Consider the following 24,494-nt stretch of genomic DNA (forward strand, 5'->3'; position numbering starts at 1 on the left):
TATGTGACTGTCGCGATTCATACCAAATACTTTGGTTGATGTAATATCACTCATTTCTGAGTGAATGTATTGCTGATGTGAATTACAATGAATAATGACAAACCGCAGACAAAGGCGGTTTCGAAGGAGATATGAATATGGTTAAATTTGAAGTTCCTGACGAATTAGCAGATAAAGCACTTGAAGCAATCGAACTCGCAAGAGACACCGGAAAGATAAAGAAAGGTACGAACGAAGCAACAAAAGCTATCGAAAGAGGCATCACAAAGCTTGCAGTAATCGCAGCTGATATTGAGCCATCCGAGATCGTTGCTCACATTCCAGCTCTTTGCGAAGAAAAGAACACACCATACATTTTTGTAAAACAGCAGAAAGAACTTGGTGCAGCATGTGGAATTGGTGTAGGCTGTGCAGCTGTTGTGATCACTGATGCAGGAAAGGGCAGCGAACTTGTAGAAGACGTTGCGCAGAAAGTCGCTGCACTCAAATAATCATTGACTGGAGGTATCCCGAATGGCAGATGATGATATGGGTTTTGCAGCTGAGGTTATCGACGTGATCGGTAACACCGGTATGCATGGCGAAGCCAGCCAGATTCAGTGCAGGGTTCTTGAAGGTCGTGACAAGGGTAGGATCATTACAAGAAACTGCGTTGGTCCTGTAAGAATTGGTGATGTTTTCATGCTTATGGAGACATCCAGAGAGGCTAAGAAACTAACTACCAGGTGATGATAATGGAACAGAGAAAATGTTCATTTTGCGGAGAGTTGCTTGAGCCAGGTACAGGTCTCCTTTTTGCAAAGAGGGACGGATCCACATATTATTTCTGTTCTTCTAAGTGTAAGGGCAACTTCGATCTTGGAAGACTTCCAAGGCGTACTGTCTGGACAGAACAGGGTAGGATCTACCTTAAGAAAGCATAATGTTGGTGAATCTTATGGAAAGAACCTATGTTATGGTCAAACCGGATGGCGTTCAGCGCTGTCTTGTTGGAGAGATCGTCTCAAGGATCGAGAAAAAAGGTCTTAAGATCGCAGCATTAAGGATGAATGTGATGACCGAAGCGGCTGCAAAGGAGCACTACAAAGAGCACTCCGAGAGGCCTTTCTTCGGTTCTCTCGTATCCTTTGTTACTTCAGGACCATCGGTTTCGATGGTCATTGAAGGCAATAATGCGATCAAGATCATGCGTGCGATCAATGGTGCAACGAATCCTGTTGATGCATTGCCCGGAACCATCCGTGGTGATCTTGCAGTTGATATGGGTAGAAATGTTGTCCATGCATCCGATGCTCCGGAATCAGCAGAGCGTGAGATAGGTCTTCACTTTGAAGAGTCCGAGATCTCCGGCTATCCACGAGCAGATGATGAATGGTTGTATGAGTGATTCGAAAGGATCAGACATCTGAAGATCGAATAACATTCAGGTACAAGTGGCCGATAATTTGGTCCTCTGTCATTGTTAGTATGTTATGTACTAACGCTCCTGAATGTTTTTATTAATATTAATGAATTCAACAGGATTTCAGAGAGAGTTGTGTCATGGTTGTAAAAGATAACTTACGGACTCCTATTGTTTGTGTTATGGGGCATGTGGATCACGGCAAGACCTCACTGCTTGACATGATACGTGGAAGTGCAGTTGTATCCGGGGAGGCTGGAGCTATCACCCAGCACATTGGTGCAACTGAAGTTCCTATAAGTGCTATTGTGGAAAAATGTGGGAATCCAGGTCTACTTGATAAGTTCATGGTTCCTGGGCTTCTTTTCATTGATACACCTGGTCATCATGCGTTCACTACTTTGAGGAGTCGTGGCGGTGCTCTTGCAGACCTTGCCGTTGTTATCGTTGATATCAATGAAGGTTTTAAACCACAGACGATCGAGAGCCTGAATATTTTGCAACAACATAAGACCCCGTTCGTTGTTGTGGCGAACAAGATCGACAAAATCCATGGTTGGAACCCTCAAAAAGGTGCTCCTTTCATGACGTCTTACAATAAGCAGAGCGAACACGTAAGGGGAAGTCTTGACACTAAGTTCTATGAGGTCGTGGGTGAACTGTATAACCATGGTTTCAGTTCTGATCGATATGACCGTGTAAATGATTTCCAGCATAATATTGGTGTTATTCCTATCAGTGCGATCACAGGTGAAGGTATTCCTGATCTATTGATGGTTCTGCTGGGGCTGGCGCAGAGATTCCTCGAATCGAATCTTCATTATAATGCAGAAGGGCCCGGTGTGGGTACTGTTCTGGAGGTCAAAGAAGAGCGTGGACTTGGAACCACACTTGATCTTATCTTGTATGATGGGGTGCTGAAGAAAGGTGATACGATAGTTGTTGGATGTTTAGGTGAACCTATACAGACAAAAGTTCGTGCAGTCCTAAAACCACGTGCTCTTTCGGAGATCAATGTTGAAGATAAGTTCAAGCAGGTAAGTAAGGTTACTGCTGCAGTTGGTGTTAAGATCTCAGCCCCTCATCTCGATGGTGCATTATCCGGAGGTTCAGTTAGAGTAGCTACTGCTGAAACACTGGATGCTGTTGTTGAAGAAGTGCGTAATGAGATCGAAGATGTCCAGATCGATACCGATCAGAGCGGTATAACTATAAAAGCTGATACAATTGGATCTCTTGAAGCTCTTGTGAACGAACTTAAAAAGGAGGATATCCCTATTCGCAAAGCGAATGTGGGTGATATTTCCAACAGGGATATTATGGAAGCTTTCGCTATCGAAGATCCGTTCCATTCTGTTATTGTAGGGTTTAATGTCAATATCCTCCCTGATGCCAAAGAAAAAGTACGATCCACTGGCGTCAAGGTGTTCATGAACGATGTCATCTACCGTTTGATAGATGACTATAGGGATTGGGTAAAGGAGCAGCGGGCTATATCCGAAAAGGCCGTTTCCGAGACAATTGTCAAACCCGCTATGTTCACTATTATGCCTGACTGTGTGTTCAGACAGAGTAAACCTGCTGTTGTAGGTGTGCGTGTAATAGGTGGTACCATCAAGACGAAGGTCGATGTTGCGACAGGCGATGGTACTGTAGTGGGAATTGTAAAAGGCTTGCAATCACGAGGTGAGAACGTAAGTGTTGCTACTATCGGTATGGAAGTTGCTATGTCTATCGAAGGTCCTACAGTGGGCAGACAGATAAACGAAGGCGATATTCTCCATGCGAACATACCTGAAAGGCATGTTAAGATACTTGAGCAGGAACTTTACGATTCACTTTCGGCGGATGAATTAGAAGCACTTGACTCCTTCTTGGATATAAAAAGAAGGGATAACCCATTCTGGGCGAAATGATCGATGGATACAAAATAAATACCTGTAATTCATATACAGGCTTAAGCTAACTTTAAATAGAAATTAATTCAAACATATTGGAGGCAAATCATGGCAGATTTTAAAATTGTAGTTTCAGATCCTAAAACAAAGACCTACCAGTTCGACATTACTGGAGCTGAAGCAAACCAGTTCATTGGAAGATCTATTGGTCAGACAGTAGATGGCGCAACCGTAGGTCTGGATGGTTACACACTAACCATTACAGGCGGTACCGACAACAGTGGTTTCGTAATGAGTCCAACCCTTCCAGGTCCAAGGAGGCAAAAGGTCCTTATTGCAAACGGTGTAGGATATTCAGCAGTAGCAAAAGGCGTACGCCGAAGGAAATTCCTTCGTGGAAGTGAGGTAGCTCCTGACATTACTCAGATCAACACCAAAGTTACAGGATACTCTGACAAGGCCATTGAAGAGATCCTTGGTGGCGGTTCAGAAGAAGTTGAAGCACCAGCAGAGTGATATTTGTCACTCTCCTGTTTCATTCATTTTTAAGTTCACTATTCTTATTTTTTCTTAGCTGTATTGTGATAGTATCTGTATACTTTTCTTCATTAAGATGCATCCGTTTTTGCTAACATAATATATATATAATAAGGCTCTTATATAATAGCTGTCAATCGTGTAGATCCATATATAGGCTGTGATTATCTGCTAAATAATACCTCCATATTCTCTATACTAGCTATCGTTGTCCTGCTTTCTGTTACGGTATCCGCTGCACCGGTCACTGATTGGATCTCAACTGGAAATGCTATGCTTGATGAAGGCGATCATGCAGGGGCATTGAATGCTTTTGAAACTGCTATTATGTACCAGCCAAACGTTCCAGCTGCCTGGTATGGTAAAGGTGATTCTCATTTTTATCTTGGTGATTATGAAGCCGCTATTCAGGCGTATGATATGGCGCTACAGTACGATCCGAATCTTTTGAATGCATATGCAGGCAAAGCTGATTCATTAGCAAAGATCGGGAAGTCCGATGAAGCCAGGACTCTTTATGAAAAAGCAACTGCTATCGGGGCTGATGATGCAGAAATATGGTCTCGTAAAGGCAGTACTTTGTATGGATTGGGATATTATTCTGAATCGGTTAATGCCTATGATAAGGCCATTTCCCTGGATCCAACTAACATATTATCGTATGTTGGCAAAGGCTATTCACTAATTGGAATTGCACAGTATTCCGATGCATTGGAGGCATTTGAAGAGGCTCTCGTATTTGACAACGGGTATTCTATATCATGGGTTGGAAAAGGTGATTGCTATTATGGTCTTGGTGGCTATGAAGCTGCAATAAGTGCTTATGATATGGCATTATCAATAGATCCTACCTTTTCACCAGCATGGTCCGGTAAAGGCTATTCTCTATATGAAATAGGTGATCATGAGGGTGCAATTGTTGCATTCGATACTGCTCTATTTCACTCTCCTAAATATGTAAAGGCATTAAGTGGAAAAGCTTTCACGCTTTTTGCACTCGAGGAATACGATCTATCTCTTATTGCTTTCAATGAAACGATCGATGCTGATGCTAGTTATGCAAAGGCATGGTCTGGTAAAGGTGATGTCCTTTCACAGATCGGGAAGGCAGAACAGGCAACTGCTTCATACAGAATGTCCGTCCAACTTTACTCCGGGGATGCTGATGCTCTCTACAATCTTGGGCGTGAGCTTTTTGAAATGGGACTTTTTAGTGAAGCCCTTGAAGCGTTCGAAGCTTCGTTGAACGTAAACTCTGAGAACTTATTTGCTCTTGTAGGTAAAGGTTATGCCTTATATGAATTAGGTGATTATAAGGGTGCATCTGTGGCCTTTGATCAAGCAATTGCTGTCCAGCCAGGGTATGAACGGTCCATTGAAGGTAAACAACTAGCTGAGACCCAACTCAGGATGGAATGGGTTCGGAGTTTGTTCTCAATCGAAATAACAATGGCAGCATTGTTCATTCTTGCTGTCTATTTCCTTTACAAGAAAAAGAAGTCTGATCTGATCAAATGATCGATCAAGTGATTTAATATGGGGGTATTATAATGGATCAGAAAAGAATGAATGAGCTTTTCGTATGGAACAAAAAAGCTTCCCGTTTTGAATTGTTCGTAAGATTATTCTATAGCATACCTGTTGTGATAATTCTATCTTTATATAGCCTTTTGATGATAATTTGTCTTCTATTTCAGCTACCTTTTATTTTAGTGCTTGGAAGAAGATTTGAAACTCTGAACAATGTCATAAAAGGCTATTTGGAATATTACACTCACATTGCAGGTTATTTCTACCTGACAACCGATAAACGTCCTGGTGTTCTACCAAAGGATATTTCTATCTTTGAAAAGCAACTTTATTATGATCACAATATGGTCGAAATATTTGATAATGATGAAAAATGATCGTTCTTATCAAATAAAATATTGATCATTTAACATAAACGATACCAATAAAGGGGGTAACATGCAGAATAATTACGTAGGCGAAGTAGGTGACGGTAATTGGGAAATTATGGTTGAAAAACAACCAAAACCTGTTCTGGTAATGTTCTATCTGAACACATGTTCTCATTGCAAAGCTATAGACCCTTATTTCAGAGAATTTGCAGAAACATACAAAGATTCGTGTAAATTCTTCAGGCTCAATGCCGAACTTAATCCATGGGTCGCAGAAAGATATGGAGTGGAGGGAACACCTACGTTTATATTCACGTGTGCTGGAAAAATGATAAGGGGTATGGCGGGTGTTTCCCATCCTTCTGAACTTAAAAAGAACATTGAGGATTTCCTGAAGGATGGTTCAGTGTGTGCTGCGAATATTACATCGCTTAAGTATGATATGTCATTGTACGGCTGAGCACACATTTTTTTGGTTCTCTTTAACATCGTGTGGGTAAACTCAGTTTCCCTGCCATCAAGAATATCATTTTATTCCTGTACACTTCAGTCTTCAATCCATACGATCTCTTAAAAGCAGTCTTGATCTTGTTGTTCAATCCTTCAACAACACCATTGCTAATATTTCCCTTAATTGATTCCAGAATTCCATGAGAATTTCTTTTTATCATCTTTGCTAATGTGATAACTTCCTTAATGTTGCTATGTGTTCCCCAATAATGCCATTTTTCAATATACTCTCTTGCTACATCCATATTTTTGATTTCCCATAATCGCTGGAGTGCAAGTTTAAACTTGTACGCTTTAGCAGTTTTAGTATCCAAATCCTTGATCGATTGTATTTTAGCGATTTCTCTATCTGATAAATTTTCAGGATTTTTCAACCACATGAATCTGGTTTTACCAAGATCTTTATTTGATTGATACTCAGATCTTCGAACTTTATCAATAGCATCATTCATCATTTTTACAATGTGAAACTTATCATAAACGATCTTAGCATTTGGAAAATATTCTCGTGCCCCTCCTTTGAAAGCAGGGTACATATCCATCGAGATATACTTAATGTTATCAGGATCAATCTTCTTGGAAAGATATTCTCTAAACTTTTTGAACACACTTCTTTTCTTTCCATTTTCAATATGAATTATTCTTGATTTATTGAGATCATAGAACAAAGTCACATAACTGTGACCTTTTTTGACAGATATCTCATCCACTCCAATTGTATCAAGACCAGACAGGTCCATCTTTGCTGCTGCTTTGTTAACATAATGAGTGAGAATTCTCCATACTGAATCTTCATGAATGTTAATCATTTCAGCAATAGCAGACACAGTCATTTCCTTGGATATAGCAACAATTAATGCTTCAAAGAACAAGGTAAATCCAGTGTTTTGTCTTGTCCAGGGAACATTGACAAGCTTTACACCATGTTCATTACATTTTGTTCGAGGGACTCTGGCATGAAGGTATGTTTCATAATGAAAAAAGTCGAGGTGTCTCCACACCTTTTTTTTTGTATCATGGAGTTCACTTAATTTGTTGCAAACAGGGCATGAGAATTTAGTACCCTTGGAAAAATCAAGGTAGATGTCCATCCTCCTTTTAGAAGTATTGAGATCAATGTCTTTTACAAACCAAGGGGATAATAAGCCAAGGGTAATTTGAATGAGTTCTTTATCTTCCATAATGATTGAATTGGAAGAAACGAATATTAAATTACCCACTCAATGTTGAGGAGATCCAAAAAATTGAATAATCCAATCGAGAAGACATATAAAGCAGCAAGTTCAAGCCTATTGTGAAGCAAACGATGAATAGGATAGTATTGGCTGGAAAGACTACGTTTTCCGATTGACCCTGTCGAACGTTAACTGTTTTACCCAAAGAGGTTGCAGACTGGAAATCCGGTGAGCAGATTTTGCGGTTGTCTAAACTAGATATCTTTCATCGGACACCAACCCAGCATTCTACTAGTATATTCAATAATTGTTGTCATTCCGTGTCCCTATCATTCGATACTACAACAATTGGTGTAGCATACCCCGACTTAACCAGTGTCTTCTGGTTTTTCCTTTCCCATTGTACAATCTGCATGTAATGTGACCACAGCAGGGACATGCCGCATCCACCAAGAAATGCAACGACACTTCTTAATCCGTAAATTGACATGAAATGGGTGATCACAGCCACATATATGAAAATAATGATGCCAAAAACAACTATCCGTTTTATAGAGAGTTTTGTGGCAGCTTTACGGGGTATGCGAATTGCTATCCTGTCCAGTGAATGCCAGGTTGTTTTCCATGTAATCTTGCTTATCAATATCCCTAAAAAAGTTCCTGCCAGAACAATACCCATGTTCTTTCCGCCCCACGAAATAAACATATTTATGGGACCGATGGTGCCAAAAATTGATCCTATTAAAATCAAGTTGCGATATTTATTCCGCCATGTCATGGTCTTATGGTTTGGTTCCCTACTTTTGTCAGGTGCATTTACCACAAGGTTATCGAATTGCATTGCTTTTCTGGCTTCCATCGCACCCAAATTCGGACACCATCCCATGACTTTCCGTATAGTTTCTGCTATATTTATTGTCATACCAATCCTCTCAACTTTTCAAACAGTTCCTCTGCCAGTTTTGTAGGATCATCCGTCTGCTTCAGTTTGATTTTCATCTCATCTGCAAAGTCCTAAAGCAGTTCGATACACTCCCTGTACCTGCTGCATTTCCCACAATCTCCTTCGTGTTCATACCACACCTGCACACCGTATTTTTCAGACACAAAAATCAAGGTACTGACATTAAGGGGCACTAAGTGCCCGAACAGTATGCCGCGCTCAGAACTCATGCTCTCCATTTCTATCTGGTTCGCCTGCGCCATCTCAAGCAGCGTATTCTCAATGCGTTTATCCATGCTGATAAGCGCTCTGGATACCGCCTGCCTGGAGATGTTGAACGAGTGTGCAATGTTGATGTTGGGAAGACCACCTCTTCGCAGTTTCCAGAACTCAAACTGTTTTTCTCCTGTTGGAAGGAACATATGTCAACATGCACATGTTTACTATTTATGTATTGTTACAGATTTTGATTTTATCATATCTCAAAGAATCCATAGTCTGCACATATTTCTCTACCGACTCCAAATAATTGGAATTGATCCTGTAAATTGTGTAACAACCTTCTTTATCGCCTCTGACGATCTCCTGTTCCATAAGTCGTCTGATATGCCAGCTCATGGTGGATGCAGAAACCCCTATCCTTTCTGCAAGAGCTCCATTGGTATTACATCCGTTGTTGAGAATCTCTAAGACGATCCTTCGATCAATATCATCTCTCAGCCCAGCGATCACTGTCTTCTCTTTTTCATCATAGGTGGAACCATTCTGAAAATACCGGATCTTTCCATTTACTTTGTGAGATACGATCATGTGCTGTGTTTCCAGGACATCTACATGGTATCTCACAGTCCCCCTGTTTAATCCTGTTCTCTTGACGATCTCGTTAAAATAAGCTCCAGAACGGGATTGAATAAAGCCATACAATTTCTTCCGGTTCAGGTTATCCAGCGTATTTGACCTGCGGACCCTTTCATATCCACCTAGAAGAGGGAGGATATTCGGGAACACCTGTGTAAATGATGTGCTTAGCCGGATACAGGCCAGCCAAAGGAGAAAGTACCAGTAGGGAATAGTTTTGACCTCGAGTTCCTGCACATATTCTCCTGCTACCGATACACCGAATTCATTGCTCAAGGTTGGGCGGACAGTGTACTCAGTAGCACAGGCGGTTGAGATAGATAACAGAAGGAAAAAGGAAGCGAAGATGATTCTTCGATGCTTAATTATGGTATATACCAAGATTTTAGTCCTCTGTTCAAAGAAAGGATAATTCCTATACATCGTATTTCCACTGTCTTGTTTTCAATAACTTATGTTTGGATTTATCTAAACAATATTTTCATGAAATTCCATGCAAAACTTCTTTAGGATTTAAAGGCAACTAGGATAAATGTAGCTATAGGACCAAGCAATAAGGAAATAAGAAACCAATTGAGACCTTTTTTGTTCTTACTTTGAGCGATTCCTGTATTTATTAATGCAAGCGTTCCCCATCCTACAGCATAACTCTGTTCCATGTATTACTACCTCTTCAATTTATTTATTTATTTATTTATTTATTATTTTTTTAACATATTATTTAAAATTTTGTTTTATGTCTGCTTATTTTATTAAAGAAAAATACGATTTGTGAGGTATATTACCTTTATGTCCATTTCATCGAACTGTTCCGAAGATTTCTAATCATATAGCTGCATGGGTTGTTTTTTTACCATCTTTACCTTGAATTATACATGGTCTTCGATATACTTTTCATGAAACACTGCCCGAATGTGGGTGCCATGGATATTTGAGTATTTACTACTATCAAATTCCGAAACCTGCATGAACCCAAACCTTCCTATGACATAAAAATCAAAATTCTCATTTAGTGAACCCTTTGGACAGGAGGAGGGAATTAATAGCATCGATTATACCTGTCTTCTTCTCAAAGAGCATCACAATCCTCTCAGGCAATTTAAAAATGGTAATCCTATATCGGGTGACAATAAAGTAACTTAGCAAAGCCAGTATGCAACCACCAATCAGATCTGTGATCCAATGTATTCATAGATATAGTATCGTAAATTGTATGGTAATCGTTGTTAGCGTCACAAAAACTTTGAACTTCTTATAATCGGTCCTGAAGATCATCAACATAGCCATAATGGATTATGCAGCATGCAGACTTGGGAAACAATTGTCAAGGAATGGATCGACAATTCTCACACCTTGTGAGATGATAGGGCTCAGGTTATACAATAAAGGGGTAACAGTGGGTAATGTGTAACCTGTAACTGTCACTGGTAAATAAATATAAAAAGGAAGTGCTATCAGGTAGATTGCAATGAAAGCAATCGTGTACTCTTGTAGAACCTTGAGATTTTGAGTCTGCATGAGCAAGAAGAACGTGAAAACTAACAATAAGGAAAATCCAACCAAATAAACGATTGCACTAATACATGTTAACATTGGGTTGCAAAGCTTTGAAAATAGCTTACGGTATCACCCTCTATTAACAGTATATACTTAGCGTAGTTAGTATTTGCTCCGTCACGCAAAAATTTGGTAACTACCACCTGAAATTTAACGAGCACATAGACAAAGCATGCTGATAGCAGATAGGGCAATGTATCCAACGAAAACATGCTTCTGTATGTTGTCTTTGGATTTTTTTTGAAATTTTTCGGCACAAAAATATAATAGCCAGCAGTTATCAGGCAAAGTAGAATAGGTGTCATAATCAGAATCATCAGATATGAGGATATCATTGTGCATCAATTCCAGGTAATTCAAACATATCAGATAGAACAAGCTCCTGTTAATCGGTTATACATATAAACGGTTTATGTCCATTTCCTCGAACTGTTTCGATAGCCTAATATGAACTTTGGTATTTACACCAAGACCTGATGAACTATGTTCCTCAAATGTCAGCATGCATTATCTTGTCCAGTTCCGATTCCATCCGGGGGTTCAGAGAATATCTCTTGAACCTACCATCCTTCTCTGCCTGCAGTAATTCATTCGTGGTCATTTTCTTGAGGTGGTATGAAACTGTGCTGTTGGTGATGCAGAGGGTCTGTGAGATTTCGTTATTTGTCATACCGGGTTTATCTCTGATCATCAGAAGTATTTGTTTTTGGTTTGCATCCTGCAGAAAAGGAGCTAGGATCTGGGCTTGCTCGCTGCAAACCGAATTGTTCTGAAAGAACCTTGGAGAGCTTCCATGGTCGTAAACAGTGATCTTGTGCTCGTTGTGTAGTTTTTTCAGGTGGTACTTTGCAGTCCCTCGGTTTAGTTCAAGACCATGTGATATATCAGCCACACTGCATCCCGGATTGCTTACGATATACTCAAAAACGTTGTTCCTGTTCTTATTTGCAAATATAAGGCTGAACTTCGACAATATTAGAGGTGACAGTTTGGCAAGACCGATCGTTACCAGGAAAATATTAAAGATATGTATCATCTTTAGTTTTAAAGGAAGGTCCCAGAATGTCAAGGTGGAATCTGCACCTTTATAGGAAGCCGGGTCGTAGGAAGGATCTTCACTGGCTGGAACTACTATGTATCCCTCGGCCGTATTGTATTGGGATTCTACATATACTGCTCCACATGCCAGAAGCGGTACCAAAAGCGAGATTAAGATTGTCAGTATCCATTTATTCATTTAGTGTACATAAGACTTTTTAATGTATAAACATTTCTCAAATTTCAAATAAATTTTTAAAAATAATTACTCTGAGACCAATGTCCATCTTTCAGTTCGATGAAATGGACATAAATAATTTATAAAAGAACATAGTTACATTTATAAACATTGTAAAAAAGTTCGTTGAATAACGAATATTGATTATCGGAGGATGAGGGACTTGAAAAGAACTAAAGTATTGCTTGTATTGCTTTTAATGTGTTGTGCATTGTTCTCAGCGGGATGTGTGGACGAGCAACTTACAGCAGAAGAGATCGCAGAGAAAATGCAACAGAAAAACGACCTCATTGAAGATTCCTCATTCACTTTGTACATGACAATGTCACTCATGGGTCAGGAATCCGTAATGGAGCAGGACATGTTCCAGAAAAAAGATAAGATGAGGTCGGTCACTAAGCAGCCTGCAGAACAGGCGGGTACCATTGTCGTTTCCAATGGAGAGACCATGTGGACATATGATCCTCAGCAGAACTCGGTCGTGGCCATGGAAATGCCGGATATCGATCTGTATCAGGAAATAAATTATGGCGATATCATTGCACAGTTCCTGAATGAAAGTGATGTTTCTTTCTCCGGAATGAAAAAGATCGAAGGCAGGAACACTTTCATAATGAACCTTGAGCCAAAAGAGGAAGTTCCATCCGCAGGTCCATTTACCGGCAATATCAAGGTCTGGGTCGACGCAGAGACCTGGATGCCGCTGAAGTATGACATGTATGATACCGATGGAAACGTAATTGTTTCAGTAGAGGTTCGCAATTTGCAGGTGAATACTGGTATTTCAGATGAAGTATTCGAGTTCGATATCCCTGAAGGTGTAGAAGTAAGTACCCTTAACCTGAATGAGTTCGCAGTTCCTGAGGATATCACATTAGAGGAAGCACAGGATAAAGCAGATTTTCATATTCTTCTTCCATCCTATGTCCCGGATGGTTATGAACTCGATCATGCATCACTGTTCGATAACAGCGAGTTCGCATCCGGCAGTCAGGTTCTGCAAAGAGTCACTCTGGTTTTCATTAATGATGACTCACAGCTGCATATAACTGAAGTTGAATCCGGTTTTCCCGGACCAACGGAGTTCCCTGGTTCCGAGAGTGTTGATGTCAATGGCTCTCCCGGGGACTTTGTCGAAGTTTATGGAAATAAAATGCTTCGATGGTATGTGGATGATATTGAGCTGATGATAAGCGCTTCCCTGGATAAAGATGAGATCGTGAAGGTGGCGGAATCCATGAACTGATCTGATAAACTTGCTTTTTTATGTCCTTTTCATCGGACATTTCCTGATTTCAGTTCGATAAAATGGACATAAACAATTAATACAAAATTTATCACTATGATTATTAAAGAAAAGAAAGATGATGATCTTATGAACGAGCCTGGTAAAATACAGATAAACTACATAATATATGCACTTGTGTGTGGAGTCATTGGTGCAAATCTATTTTTGACTTCCATTGGACAAATGCTGACATCAAACATCTTTTACCAGGAATATCTTTTTGGCCCGCTGCTTACCTGGACCGGTTTTGGAGTAGGCTTTGTACTTCTTGTAGCATCAATATTTTTCGTAAAGGATTCCTTTGGAGCATCGTAATACATGAACGAATTAACAAAAAAGGGTGTTTGTTTTGATCCGGAAGCATATTTCAGTATTTGATAGCACATTCATAGGAGTTGATATCATGAAATTATCAATAAAATTTTTGATCATTCTTCTAATTCTATCTGCATTTACAGCAAATGCATGTGCAGATGTACTATTTCCAGGAACACGTGGTATAGACAGATGTGTCAAAATAGTGAATCTGGAGGAATTCCCGGAAATCGTACTGGTGGGACACATAGCCGGTCCGATTATTCAGTGTGAGAATCCTTATATCATCAGTTCGAATAAATGTCTGACAAAATTCTATAAAGCCAATGACCTGACGATCTATGCCATTGATAAAGATTATTTAGAAGCTAAAGGACTCGATAATATCGATCTGGAATCGGATCCAAACTTATGCTTCTATGAAGTTGAGATAAATCCTAAATGGAATGTTGTGAAAGAGGAAGATCCGCTGACCAGAGAAGAAGTAGAATATTCGATAGCCGGTTTTTCAGAAGACCGGCTGGTACTCTATACATCCAGGAAGGTTTCAGAGTACAATGATGGCAGTCCAGACCGCATCGAAACATTTGAAGAACCAGATATACCAAATATCAGGCTGACGATCAAAGAAAATACATCTTTTGCAGAAAAGAACACCTCTTCCATAAAAGAAAATCTATCACTGAACGAGGAAACGGTTCCGGATGTAGTTGATAAAAAAGATGAAGGTATCCTGGCTTCCATAATCCGTTTTCTTAAGGGGTTAGTATGATGGATATGAGCAAGTTAACCACTATACAAAAGAAATACATAATCTTCTTCTGCCTTGGTATCTTCACATTCTATCTCAGTGGTTATCTCCTAAGGGCATACATCCTTCCCAGTCCATCTATTTGATGCTACTCATTTACTGGATACTATTTGGTACCGGAATACTGGTCTGCAAGGAGAGGTCGAGTGTTTTTGTGGCAAAGGCATTTATCATATCCTTTATGGCGCTACTTCTTATCTCTGCCGGCTTTTTTGTATGGAGTGCGCACAGTCATATGTATTCAAAAACGATAGATGCTGATCGATTTGACTATACTCCTGCGGATTTTGTAGTTGTAACTGAAGAAAAGTTGAACGAATATCCTGCCTTAAAGGAAGCAATCGAGACCCAGGAGTTTGTGAAAGCAAGTTCCGGTGAATGGAGGCGGACAATCGATTTCCTTGAAGAAAAGGGTTCTTATGTGATCAAGGTTGGGAATGAATATTATGGAGTCTCGTTTGCGACTGCTTGAAATGTGGATATTGTTGAAATTATTGCAAGTCTGATTATCAAACTGAAAGATGATAGCTGATGAAGTTAACATAATAGTTTGTCTGTGTATTTGAAGCTGCAAAAAAAAGATTGTAAAAAATATTGGGGATGGTGGGAAGGATAATGCTTAGAATCTGTATTGTAATAACATTTGTCATTCTGATGATGACTGCCGGTACTGTAACGGCGAATTCTATTATTGTTGGCGCCGGCGACGAGGCAAATTATGCAACGATCCAGAAGGCTGTAGACAACGCAAATGAGGGAGATGTTATTCTTGTTCAGCCGGGGAGCTACATGGAGAACATAGACATCTCCAAGAGTTTAACATTAATGTCACAATCCGGCAATCCCGAAGATACGATTGTTGAGGCTGCCAACAATCAAGACCACGTAATTCATGTAAGCTCAGATAGTGTCAATATCAGTGGGTTTACGGTAATGGGCGGCATAAAGAATACAACAATGTACAAAGGTGGAATATACATTGATGAAGCATCCAATTGTATCATTCAAAACAATATTGTTTCAAATAATGGAAACGGTATCTACCTTTTTTATCCAGCTAAAACAATATTCTGGTAAACAATACGGTGAATTCTAACATCTATGATGGGATACTTGTCTCTTTTTCCAATTACAACACAATAAACGGTAACATTGTATTTGATAATCCTTCCGGAATAGCAATTCACGGTTCCAACAACAATATCGTAGAACATAACAATGCATCAAATAATGAAATTGGAATCAGTGTTGGTGGTGATAATAACACACCGGCAGGCAACATTGTAACAATGAATGAAAACAGGGGAATTGTTATTTCAGGTTCTGGCAATAAACTGCTTAATAACGTCATCTTATCCAAGATTGGAGACTACGGTTTTGGAATTTTTGTATCGTCAGGGAGTAATGGTAATATCCTGTTGAACAACACGATCCGAAACAACAATTGTAACCTATACCTTGATGAAAGGGTTGATAATACTACGATAAGAGACAACGATATTTCTGAAGAACTTCTTGGGTATGATAAGATAGTAGAAAGAAGTAGGGTGAGAATTGAAAAAGAAATGGAGAATTTCTCAACGGATGATCATAATTCCATTGGTCGTAAGTCACTTGAATTTGGACCTGAAACTTTTAAAGAACTGAGAAATGAGACTAATGTAATAACAACTTATTGCAGAATGCCTTCTTTTGAGAACGAAACTGAAAGAAGGGATTGGCTCGGGAAGCTCATGGTGATCGGAAAAGGTGCGAGGAATGAAACCGAAGTTTACTTCCATCCGAATGGTTCGGTGATTTGGACTGGTTGTGGAATTAATGGCTGTGTCGAAGTTGGGGTCCTTGAGGGAACAGACATTGACAATTCTACTCTGGATGAGATATATGAGATATTCGAAGAGCAGGGAAAGAAGGTCGGGATTGAAGAAGTACCGGTTGCATTCATGTATGATGGATTTATTGTTCTCGATGAAGAAATTGTTGAAGAATCGAATGTTGATCCAGTAGAAAATAACAATGAACAACGCTCTGAGATCATTCCTGGATTTAGAATAATAACTTCATTTTTAGCACTGATCGCTGTATTCATTTTTGCTAAAGGAGCTTCTCGATGAAACAGATGTCAAATTACCATCCTTTTATTTTTGATTACATTGACGACTGCAACAGATGTACTGACAAAGGATGAAATGGAATTAATGACTGGTGGTATGGATGATCATGATAAAAAATAAAAAGTTCCTGTCATACAAGGGATTGCAAATAATTGGCGGGGCTCTGATGATCGGAGTTCTTTTTGCCAGTGGGTATGTTACCATTCATGCTTCCGATGCTGACATTTCCAATAATGTCTATGATGATGACATTTATTATGAGACTCCTTCTACATTCCACAGGTCCTTTGATCTATCAAAAGGCATTGTTTACGATGTTGATATGCGAGTTAGGAATGGTGCTAATACTTCAAGAAGTGCAAATGTTACTGCTTCACTTGAATCCAATGGCGAAGTAGGGATAGCAGTTCCCAAACAGTTACTTTAAGTCCCAATGAGACTGCTGTGTTGTCTTTTACGCTTGACGGAGAGCATGGCAAAGAATATCATCTTGTAACTATTATGGAAAATTTTTGAATTGTAATATGCTTGGTAAGGACATAATTTTATTGAGGGTAAGTCAATGCAGGGAAACAAAAAGATTTTAATTACGATTTTGAGTATGTTTCTGTTGGTAGTTCTTGTTATTGGTGCGTTCTTCTATCCCGGAGTCCGCTTGGATGCGGAAGTTCCTGAAGTACCGGTAAACAATCTGTCTATTTTTCAGGCAAAGATTCCTTTGAATATCCTACACGTCGATTTCGTGAACTCTACTGAAGACTTCAATAGTTCTGCAAACGATGTTTGTTTCCTTGTTATCAATGATTCTATTGAGGATACAAAATTCAATGCAGATAGCTTTCATCCCATAGGAGAAGCAAAGATAGAAAACTCAAAAGGATACCTGACACGGCAAGTAAAGGTCGGCAATTTTGTCACAGACAGGGGTGATTATCCCATGTCATCTCTTGGACGTGTCAGGATCACTGAAGTTGAATTTGTTTATTTCGACCGTTTTGATGTTTATCCGTATGGCTATGGGGATGAAACCACATACTATCCAACCTGGAAGCTCACAACAAAGACCTCCAATTATGGTCATGAGATTCTGATGGTCAAGGCAATATCTCCGAGCACACCTATCTCACATACTGATGTTTATGACAGCACTTCCGCAGCGGGGTCATTGATATCAGATATGGCAGACGAGAACATTTCTGTCAGGGTTAATGCTGTCAAAGAACTCGTTGAAATGGATGCATCGGCAGTAGAACCCCTGATACAGGCATTGGGTAGCTATGACCCGAAGATTCGGGAGAATTCAGCCCAGACCCTTGGTAAGATCGGAAATGAAACTGCAGTTGAGCCACTAATTGATGTTTTGGGCGACAGGGACAGCGATGTTAGAAACGCTGCAAAAATTGCTCTTGTGGATATTGGTGATCCGGCATTCGAACCTCTTGTCAGGGTTGCAAACGATCTAAATGAAAGTCAACCATCCCGGATATGGGCGATCCAGGCTCTTGGTGAGATGGGGGAACCAGCAGTAGAACCTCTGATGGTTTTAATAACCGTTAATGACGTATCTGGTCCTGCAACACAATCTCTAAGCAGAATAGGTGAGCCTGCGGTAGAATCTCTCATCCTTGCGTTAGGGGATAATGACTCGCAGGTACGCGCACCCGTGCTGCTGAAGCTCTTGGCAGGATTGGGGATGAAAGGGCTGTCAAACCTCTTAAAGAAACATTGAATGATGATTCGGAACTTGTACGCACTTCTGCAAAAATAAGCATTGAAGGAATTGTAAACAAACACAAGTACGGTGCCATCGCTACTTATGGAAAGGAACCGGAATTCTATATCGAGGATGAGAGGGATTACTGGCTTGATGAACTTGCAATTGTTGAAAAAGGAGTAAGCGAAGATATGCTGGAATATACCTATCCAAATGGACCTGTGGTCACCTATGGGCTTGATCGAAATGGATTTATTGTGCTTGATATTCTGGATGGTTCGCAGATCAAAACTTCCCTGATGGATGAGATCTATGGGATCTTTGACAGGCAAAGCAGGCAGAATGGTATCAACGAAGTGCTTGTGATGTTCCAATTCCAGACTGAGGCACCGGAGGATGATTGATGTCTCGCATATGATACGGAGTTAAAATGAATTTTATTTAAATTTTTCACTTGTTCACCCATCAATGAAAATGAAATGAATATATAAAAACCAAAAACCATAATATAACCAAAGCAATTGCAACGATAAGAAATTTTATCTCTCTTTTTGATGCAAAGTAACCACCCAGTCCACCAAGAATCATTAATCGTAATAAAAATATCTGGCTCTGTAGAAATCCTCTTTTCTAACTTCAACTAAGCCACTCATTTTTATAAATCCCCCTGTGATTGTTCTCCAACTTAAATACAAGGGGATGAATGTGTTTGTTCCAAATTATAAATCTGGAACACACTTCAAAAATTTGTCAAGACTGTGTTTTTAGTTTGGATGAGGATTTCTACAAAGCCTAATTTCTGTTACATTATGTGTGATGGGAAAATGGAGGTTGAAAGGTGAACAAAAATTTAGAAATGGCAAAAAAGTTTTACGAGGCATGTGAAACTGGAAAAGGATGAGAAGTCTGTAAGCAATACTATCATCCTGGTGCAACATTCTCTGCCCAAGTAGGTGCATTGGATGGAATAAACACTGTGGAAGGTTACACCGAATGGATGAAGAACTTACTAACCCCAATACCAGATGGACATTATGAGCTACTTTTCCTTGCAGAAGACGAAGAAAGGAATAGCGTTGCAGCTTGTGCTGTATTCCATGGAACTCAGATTGGTCCAGGTGGTCCTGTGCCCCCAACAGGTAAGACCGCCGCAGCAGACTATACCTATCTGATGATATTCGAAGGAAATCTTATCAAACACATGACCAAAATATGGAACGATATGATTACCCTCCAGCAGATTGGTTGGGCTTGAATTCGTTGTATTTTATTTTACGAGACAATTTTGAGACAGGGATAACAACCCTTTCTTTAATCGTTTTTTCAAATTTCTCGACTAAGCCTTTTATTTTAGAAAAATAGATACAAAATGTTATGTAAATAAAATATATTTATAGTCGCTGATAACATGACAATTAAAGTTCTCAACATCTAGAGGGGATAGAGGGAGATACAAAGTATCACCCTCGACACATAAAATAAAGAGCCACCACCACAATTTTTATTTATCTGATTGTACCCCCGTACTCCCCAATTATAGATTACAGATAGCTCTTAATATATACATATTAATTAATAGTATATTAACATATCTAATGTTTTTCAGATGTGACAATCATCATCATTATGTCGTGTTGCATTTTCAAATAATAACCTATTGATATTAAGACCCTGTTCTTTTTGTTTTCTGGTAAGAATACAGTCATTTTTCTTGTAGAAATTGACTGCCTGATTATTTATCTCAAATGTTTCAACGTGGAGAGTTGTAGCACCATGACCGGACAACTCCTTCCCGGAATGAACAAGAAGTTGCGATCCAATACTTTCACGTTGAAGGTCAACATCTACCATTATAAGATGAACAATATCTTCAAAATCGATAGTAAAATTTGAACCATAACCATCAGGGTTATTACTCATCAGAAAGATGAGTCAGATAAATTCCAACAATTTTTACATTTTAACCAGAGGTATAACGTGTCATTTGATAATTTAAATTTGATTTTCCCGCTTCAGCGGGCATTAACCGAAGAAGGATATACATCACCTACTCCCATACAAGAACTATCCATCCCCCATCTATTGGATAATAGGGATATGATCGGTATCGCTCAGACAGGAACTGGCAAGACGGCTGCATTCATATTGCCAATTCTTCAAAATATGTCTGCAATTCACAAAAAGGCAACTCCGAAAAAACCACGAGTACTCGTGCTTGCCCCAACAAGGGAACTTGCAGCACAGATCGGGGAGAGTTTTGCCACTTATGGCAAATACACCCGTTACAAACATACAGTTGTATTCGGAGGTGTCGGACAGACACCACAGGTAAGAGCTCTCTCAAGAGGTGTAGATTGCCTTGTAGCAACTCCGGGCAGACTGCTGGATCTGATACAGCAAGGACACATCAAGCTTTCAAATGTAGAATATTTTGTCCTCGATGAAGCGGACAGGATGCTTGACATGGGTTTCCTCAACGACGTGAACAAAATTGTCGATATGCTGCCAAAAAAGCGTCAGTCCCTTTTCTTTTCAGCCACCATGTCCCCGGAGATATCTACACTTGCCAGGAAGATGCTCAGCAATCCTGCACAGGTTGAGGTTACTCCGCAGGCAACAACCGTTGAGCGCATAGAGCAGTTCATCTTTTTCGTGGATTCGGATAACAAGAACGAATTGCTTTTGCATTTACTAAGGGGCGAACATCTGGACTGTGTCCTCGTATTCACACGTACAAAGCACCGTGCCAATAAGGTCACTGAGATGCTTAACAAGAGCAATATCAATGCGGGTGCTATCCATGGAAGCAAGTCCCAGACCCACCGTACAAAAACGCTTCAGAATTTCAAGTCCGGACAACTGCGTGTACTGGTCGCAACAGACATAGCTGCCCGAGGAATTGATATCGAGGACATATCCCATGTAATAAACTATGACCTGCCGAATATCCCTGAAAGCTACGTGCACCGCATAGGACGTACAGCAAGAGCAGGAGCTGAAGGAACAGCATACTCATTCTGTGCAGCGGATGAAAGGGATTTCCTTCGTGATATCGAAAAACTCACCGATATGGAGATCGAGGTCGCAGAGCATAATTACCACTCCGAAAAAGCGAAGAATGCCACAGGTGACGCAGCGAAGCCAGCTCCCAAGCAACAGAGAGGACGAACTGGAAGCACCGGACCTAAAAGAGGTAGAGGCAAAAAAGGAGAAGGCAAAGGCGGTAGAAGTAGTAGTGCTAATAAGGATAGTAAAAATAAAGATGGACGATCCGAGAACACCAATCGAGGCCAGGCTAAAAGTACATCCAAGAAGAACTCAGGTCGAAATTCTGGTCGAGGCGCAGGTAAGCCCAAAAGCAGTCAGTAATTGAGCATTTTTTCAGTTCATGAATCTATTCATGGGCTGAAAATGCTAATGTCTGTTCCTGACCTTACTCCAAAAAATTATTGATTGCTACAATTTACAGAATATCATAATCGTTCATTGCATTTTTCTTGGCAATTACTATCTCAATTATAGCAGGTTTAATTGTTTATTTTGCTTTTTAAGTGTAAGGTCTGATACAATATATTTCAAGTTGTTAATTGGATCAAAAGCACCCATTGTTTCAAGGTTTGGTGTTATTATTAAAGTTTTCCATCATGAAATCAGAATCATGGGACGTATTATGCCATCATTTAAGAAGGGATAACTGCAGCATCATGGAGATTAATATCAATAGTAGGCCGAATATTTTTTGAAAGTATCTCTCAAAAAAACCACTAAGAGATGGAAATCTAAGGTACATTAGATGAGAACCTAGCTGACCTCCGATAAAAGACACAATTCCAAGGATCGCCAGTGTACGAAATTCTATCTGGGCATTGCTTATGTGTGAAAGGAATCCGGAAAGGGAAGAGAACAAAACTACCAAAGCAGATGTTGCAGGAGCACGTCTTACGCCGAATCCCATGAACACAAGTATCGGTACAAGGAAGATACCACCACCTATGCCCAGCAGTCCTGCAATGAAGCCTATGAACAGACCGGAGATTATCCCGATAGCTAAACGTTCCTTTATATCCAAGTTAGAAGTAGTATCATTTTCCCCGATATCTTTCAAGAGTATCATAAGTACACCGGCAGCAGCTACGACCACACTGAAAGTATGAAGGACGAACTCTTCCGGAACAGATGTAGAGACATACGCTCCCAATGGTGCAGCTATTGCAGAAGATAAGATAAACGGTGCCGCTGTGGGGAGATCAACTGTCTTTTTCCTTAGATAAGTAACGGATGCAGAAGCAGTTGTGACCACATTGAGCATAAGAGCCATTGCAATGGCAGTTATCAGATCTATCCCTAGCCAATAGAACAGTGGCACATAGATAACAGCACCACCCATTCCGAGAAATGAGAAGAGGACAGAAAGCAATAGCACCAATGCAACCAGAATAAGAGTATCCATAATATCGTATTTCCAGGAATATATCAATTCTTTGTCACATATGCATTGTGGAACAATTCCATCTGTTCTCTGCTACCTACCACTGCAACCACGTCCCCAAGTTCAAGGACAAACAGATCATGCGGATCGATAGTAACTTCCTTATTGCGTTCAACGCCCAGTACCCTGCAACCTAACTTTTTGACAAGATCCAGTTCAACTATAGAAATACCGACTATAGGAGAGCCTTTATGCAAATGAAACTTCTCAATTCCGATTCCTTCATAGAGAACAATATCTTCGAAAAGATCGTCACATTCGTATTTTGTGCATGTAGAAGTTATCTTGGCAAGCATCTGTCCTGCAACTATCGAGAGAGACCCCACATAATCGGCACCTGCCTTGTAGATCTTATCGATCGACCTTACAGAATTGGCACGTGAGAATATTAGGGAATCCGGTTTCATGCCACGTCCGATAAGGGTTGCAAAAATGACATCATTGTCATCGTTCAAAGTGATAATCAGAGTTGATGCTTTATCGATACCAGCTTCCTTTAAGATATCTTCATCCGTACCATCGCCCACAACATAGGGGAAATCAGCATTTGAAAAATTCTGCTCATTTGTATCAACTGCTACAAAACTAAGCTGATGGTCCTGAAGCACCTCAACAATGCGCTTACCCACATCACCATAACCAAGTACTATCAAATGTTCATCTGTCCTCATAGCAATATTTCACCCAGCTAAATTTTCAAGTTTTGCAAGTTGTTCAATTGTACCAGCTGCAAGGAGGACGGTATTCTTTTTTATTAGATCATTGTGACCAATATCGAATGTTAACTTCCCGCTTTTGCGCAGTGCTATGACCTTGGCGCCCGTCCTATCTTCTATCGATGCCTGAAGAAGTGTTTTACCAACAAGCATACTTTTAGATTGTATCGGAAGTTCTGCGATCCGATAACCATCAAAGAACTCGGTTGCACCGGAAACCATTCCAAGGATAGGATCTACAGCCTTTTTTGCAATGAACCTGCCAAGAACGAGCTTTGGAGAAATTACCCTGTCAGCACCTGCATATTTCAAGTACTTCACATTAGAAGCATCCTCAGCCACCGCAATTACCCGAACATCACTAAGCTTGCGTGCGGTCAGAGTGATATTTGCATTCTCCCTGTCCGACATATTGGCAATTAGAAACCTTGCAGAATGGATGTTCGCATTCTCAAGAGAAGATTCTTCACTGGCTATACCATACAAACATGGGATATGTTTTTTATTTATGGAACGAAGAACTTCCTCCTCATCCGAAAGAATGACAAAGTCCAGTTCCTGCTCCTGAAACTCATTTATCAAGGTTTCTACAAGCTGGTTATAGCCACAAACGATAATATGATCGGACATTTTCTTAGGAACCCTTGCAGGTAAAGGAAGCTTCATGGTCTTCTCGAACCATGGAGTTACAACAAGGGTTATCAGAATACCAAAGAACATGGAAATACCAGATACCTGCACAACTATAGAGAATAACTTCCCAATAATCGATCTGAAGACGATATCACCATAACCAACAGTTGTGATCGTTGAGACTACCCAGTACAGAGCATCGTGGAAGTTGATGTGCTCGAACTGTTGTTCAAACTGCATTAGCTTAATAAAAATAAAAATATAGATAACAACGACAGCTATGGAGATACCAATATACCCTGCCATATCCGTACGTAAGAAATTTGGGTACTTCATCCAATTTGCCTCTTATACCTA

The 24,494-nt window shown here is 40.0% G+C and carries 29 protein-coding genes and 1 pseudogene; 20 read left to right on the forward strand and 10 right to left on the reverse strand.

The window, feature by feature from the left end; translation table 11 throughout:
• Window positions 1-137 precede the first annotated feature (137 nt).
• The 9 genes from rpl7ae to MBUR_RS01155 all read left to right on the forward strand — a co-directional run bounded on the left by rpl7ae (window position 138) and on the right by MBUR_RS01155 (window position 6,198).
• Window positions 138-491: a 50S ribosomal protein L7Ae gene (gene rpl7ae / locus MBUR_RS01115; RefSeq protein WP_011498391.1), complete on the forward strand. Its 354-nt coding sequence runs from the start codon at window positions 138-140 to the stop codon at window positions 489-491.
• A gap of 22 nt (window positions 492-513) precedes the next feature.
• A complete protein-coding gene (locus MBUR_RS01120) occupies window positions 514-729 on the forward strand; it encodes a 30S ribosomal protein S28e (RefSeq protein WP_011498392.1) in 216 nt (71 codons plus the stop codon).
• 5 nt (window positions 730-734) lie between these two features.
• Complete coding sequence (locus MBUR_RS01125) at window positions 735-923, forward strand: 50S ribosomal protein L24e (protein WP_011498393.1); 189 nt, start codon at window positions 735-737, stop codon at window positions 921-923.
• 14 nt (window positions 924-937) lie between these two features.
• Window positions 938-1,387, forward strand: a complete 450-nt coding sequence (ndk, locus tag MBUR_RS01130; protein WP_011498394.1) for a nucleoside-diphosphate kinase — start codon at window positions 938-940, stop codon at window positions 1,385-1,387.
• 155 nt (window positions 1,388-1,542) lie between these two features.
• Window positions 1,543-3,318 carry a translation initiation factor IF-2 gene (gene infB, locus MBUR_RS01135; RefSeq protein ID WP_011498395.1) on the forward strand — a complete coding sequence of 592 codons (1,776 nt, stop codon included), beginning with the start codon at window positions 1,543-1,545 and terminating at the stop codon, window positions 3,316-3,318.
• Window positions 3,319-3,408: 90 nt separating this feature from the next.
• The gene (locus tag MBUR_RS01140; RefSeq protein WP_011498396.1) at window positions 3,409-3,816 is read left to right on the forward strand and encodes a 30S ribosomal protein S6e; all 408 of its coding nucleotides are present in this window, start codon (window positions 3,409-3,411) and stop codon (window positions 3,814-3,816) included.
• Between the two features lie 294 nt (window positions 3,817-4,110).
• Window positions 4,111-5,355, forward strand: a complete 1,245-nt coding sequence (locus tag MBUR_RS01145; protein ID WP_011498397.1) for a tetratricopeptide repeat protein — start codon at window positions 4,111-4,113, stop codon at window positions 5,353-5,355.
• A gap of 32 nt (window positions 5,356-5,387) precedes the next feature.
• Window positions 5,388-5,744, forward strand: coding sequence for a DUF4389 domain-containing protein (locus MBUR_RS01150; protein WP_011498398.1), 357 nt, complete (start codon window positions 5,388-5,390; stop codon window positions 5,742-5,744).
• 61 nt (window positions 5,745-5,805) lie between these two features.
• Complete coding sequence (locus MBUR_RS01155) at window positions 5,806-6,198, forward strand: thioredoxin family protein (protein ID WP_011498399.1); 393 nt, start codon at window positions 5,806-5,808, stop codon at window positions 6,196-6,198.
• Window positions 6,199-6,220: 22 nt separating this feature from the next.
• Here the strand turns inward: MBUR_RS01155 and MBUR_RS01160 are convergent, their stop codons facing one another.
• The 6 genes from MBUR_RS01160 to MBUR_RS01180 form a co-directional block, all read right to left on the reverse strand.
• A complete protein-coding gene (locus MBUR_RS01160) occupies window positions 6,221-7,429 on the reverse strand; it encodes an ISL3-like element ISMbu4 family transposase (RefSeq protein ID WP_011498400.1) in 1,209 nt (402 codons plus the stop codon).
• 307 nt (window positions 7,430-7,736) lie between these two features.
• Complete coding sequence (locus MBUR_RS01165; RefSeq protein ID WP_011498401.1) at window positions 7,737-8,345, reverse strand: DUF1673 domain-containing protein; 609 nt, start codon at window positions 8,343-8,345, stop codon at window positions 7,737-7,739.
• Between the two features lie 92 nt (window positions 8,346-8,437).
• A complete protein-coding gene (locus tag MBUR_RS01170; protein WP_011498402.1) occupies window positions 8,438-8,788 on the reverse strand; it encodes a hypothetical protein in 351 nt (116 codons plus the stop codon).
• A 25-nt stretch (window positions 8,789-8,813) separates the two neighbouring features.
• Window positions 8,814-9,605: a winged helix-turn-helix transcriptional regulator gene (locus MBUR_RS01175; protein WP_198003773.1), complete on the reverse strand. Its 792-nt coding sequence runs from the start codon at window positions 9,603-9,605 to the stop codon at window positions 8,814-8,816.
• Window positions 9,606-10,517: 912 nt separating this feature from the next.
• Window positions 10,518-10,742 carry a hypothetical protein gene (locus MBUR_RS13675; protein ID WP_157196607.1) on the reverse strand — a complete coding sequence of 75 codons (225 nt, stop codon included), beginning with the start codon at window positions 10,740-10,742 and terminating at the stop codon, window positions 10,518-10,520.
• Between the two features lie 529 nt (window positions 10,743-11,271).
• Window positions 11,272-12,018, reverse strand: a complete 747-nt coding sequence (locus tag MBUR_RS01180; RefSeq protein ID WP_011498406.1) for a winged helix-turn-helix transcriptional regulator — start codon at window positions 12,016-12,018, stop codon at window positions 11,272-11,274.
• Window positions 12,019-12,220: 202 nt separating this feature from the next.
• On the opposite strand from MBUR_RS01180, the gene MBUR_RS01185 reads away from it, so the two are divergent.
• The 10 genes and pseudogenes from MBUR_RS01185 to MBUR_RS01230 form a co-directional block, all read left to right on the forward strand.
• Window positions 12,221-13,303 carry an outer membrane lipoprotein-sorting protein gene (locus MBUR_RS01185; RefSeq protein ID WP_011498407.1) on the forward strand — a complete coding sequence of 361 codons (1,083 nt, stop codon included), beginning with the start codon at window positions 12,221-12,223 and terminating at the stop codon, window positions 13,301-13,303.
• 96 nt (window positions 13,304-13,399) lie between these two features.
• A complete protein-coding gene (locus MBUR_RS01190) occupies window positions 13,400-13,660 on the forward strand; it encodes a hypothetical protein (protein WP_011498408.1) in 261 nt (86 codons plus the stop codon).
• An 88-nt stretch (window positions 13,661-13,748) separates the two neighbouring features.
• Window positions 13,749-14,432, forward strand: a complete 684-nt coding sequence (locus tag MBUR_RS01195; protein ID WP_011498409.1) for a hypothetical protein — start codon at window positions 13,749-13,751, stop codon at window positions 14,430-14,432.
• Window positions 14,433-14,556: 124 nt separating this feature from the next.
• The gene (locus MBUR_RS01200; RefSeq protein ID WP_048063125.1) at window positions 14,557-14,943 is read left to right on the forward strand and encodes a hypothetical protein; all 387 of its coding nucleotides are present in this window, start codon (window positions 14,557-14,559) and stop codon (window positions 14,941-14,943) included.
• Window positions 14,944-15,086: 143 nt separating this feature from the next.
• Entirely contained in the window at window positions 15,087-15,548 is a 462-nt protein-coding gene (locus MBUR_RS14510; RefSeq protein ID WP_011498410.1) for a right-handed parallel beta-helix repeat-containing protein, read from the forward strand.
• An 8-nt stretch (window positions 15,549-15,556) separates the two neighbouring features.
• Complete coding sequence (locus tag MBUR_RS01210; RefSeq protein WP_011498411.1) at window positions 15,557-16,585, forward strand: NosD domain-containing protein; 1,029 nt, start codon at window positions 15,557-15,559, stop codon at window positions 16,583-16,585.
• Window positions 16,586-16,685: 100 nt separating this feature from the next.
• Window positions 16,686-17,012: a hypothetical protein gene (locus MBUR_RS01215; RefSeq protein ID WP_011498412.1), complete on the forward strand. Its 327-nt coding sequence runs from the start codon at window positions 16,686-16,688 to the stop codon at window positions 17,010-17,012.
• 174 nt (window positions 17,013-17,186) lie between these two features.
• Window positions 17,187-18,314, forward strand: coding sequence for a HEAT repeat domain-containing protein (locus MBUR_RS12760; protein WP_198003775.1), 1,128 nt, complete (start codon window positions 17,187-17,189; stop codon window positions 18,312-18,314).
• A complete protein-coding gene (locus MBUR_RS01225; protein ID WP_157196608.1) occupies window positions 18,272-18,703 on the forward strand; it encodes a hypothetical protein in 432 nt (143 codons plus the stop codon). Before MBUR_RS12760 ends, MBUR_RS01225 begins: the two co-directional genes overlap by 43 nt.
• A gap of 518 nt (window positions 18,704-19,221) precedes the next feature.
• Window positions 19,222-19,554, forward strand: a pseudogene (locus MBUR_RS01230) (hypothetical protein); the annotation flags it as partial.
• A 347-nt stretch (window positions 19,555-19,901) separates the two neighbouring features.
• Here MBUR_RS01230 and MBUR_RS01235 read toward each other — a convergent pair.
• Window positions 19,902-20,219 carry a GNAT family N-acetyltransferase gene (locus tag MBUR_RS01235; RefSeq protein ID WP_011498414.1) on the reverse strand — a complete coding sequence of 106 codons (318 nt, stop codon included), beginning with the start codon at window positions 20,217-20,219 and terminating at the stop codon, window positions 19,902-19,904.
• A 57-nt stretch (window positions 20,220-20,276) separates the two neighbouring features.
• Between MBUR_RS01235 and MBUR_RS01240 the strand changes: the two genes are divergently transcribed.
• On the forward strand, window positions 20,277-21,668 hold the full coding sequence (locus MBUR_RS01240; RefSeq protein WP_011498415.1) for a DEAD/DEAH box helicase: 1,392 nt from the start codon (window positions 20,277-20,279) through the stop codon (window positions 21,666-21,668).
• 307 nt (window positions 21,669-21,975) lie between these two features.
• Here the strand turns inward: MBUR_RS01240 and MBUR_RS01245 are convergent, their stop codons facing one another.
• Genes MBUR_RS01245 through MBUR_RS01255 form a run of 3 tightly spaced genes read right to left on the reverse strand, consistent with a single transcriptional unit; the run spans window position 21,976 to window position 24,473 of the window.
• On the reverse strand, window positions 21,976-22,749 hold the full coding sequence (locus MBUR_RS01245) for a sulfite exporter TauE/SafE family protein (protein ID WP_011498416.1): 774 nt from the start codon (window positions 22,747-22,749) through the stop codon (window positions 21,976-21,978).
• A gap of 23 nt (window positions 22,750-22,772) precedes the next feature.
• Entirely contained in the window at window positions 22,773-23,459 is a 687-nt protein-coding gene (locus MBUR_RS01250; RefSeq protein WP_048063127.1) for a potassium channel family protein, read from the reverse strand.
• Window positions 23,460-23,468: 9 nt separating this feature from the next.
• Window positions 23,469-24,473, reverse strand: coding sequence for a potassium channel family protein (locus tag MBUR_RS01255; RefSeq protein ID WP_048063128.1), 1,005 nt, complete (start codon window positions 24,471-24,473; stop codon window positions 23,469-23,471).
• Window positions 24,474-24,494: the final 21 nt, after the last annotated feature.

The sequence above is a fragment of the Methanococcoides burtonii DSM 6242 genome, from assembly GCF_000013725.1.
Lineage (GTDB): Archaea > Halobacteriota > Methanosarcinia > Methanosarcinales > Methanosarcinaceae > Methanococcoides > Methanococcoides burtonii.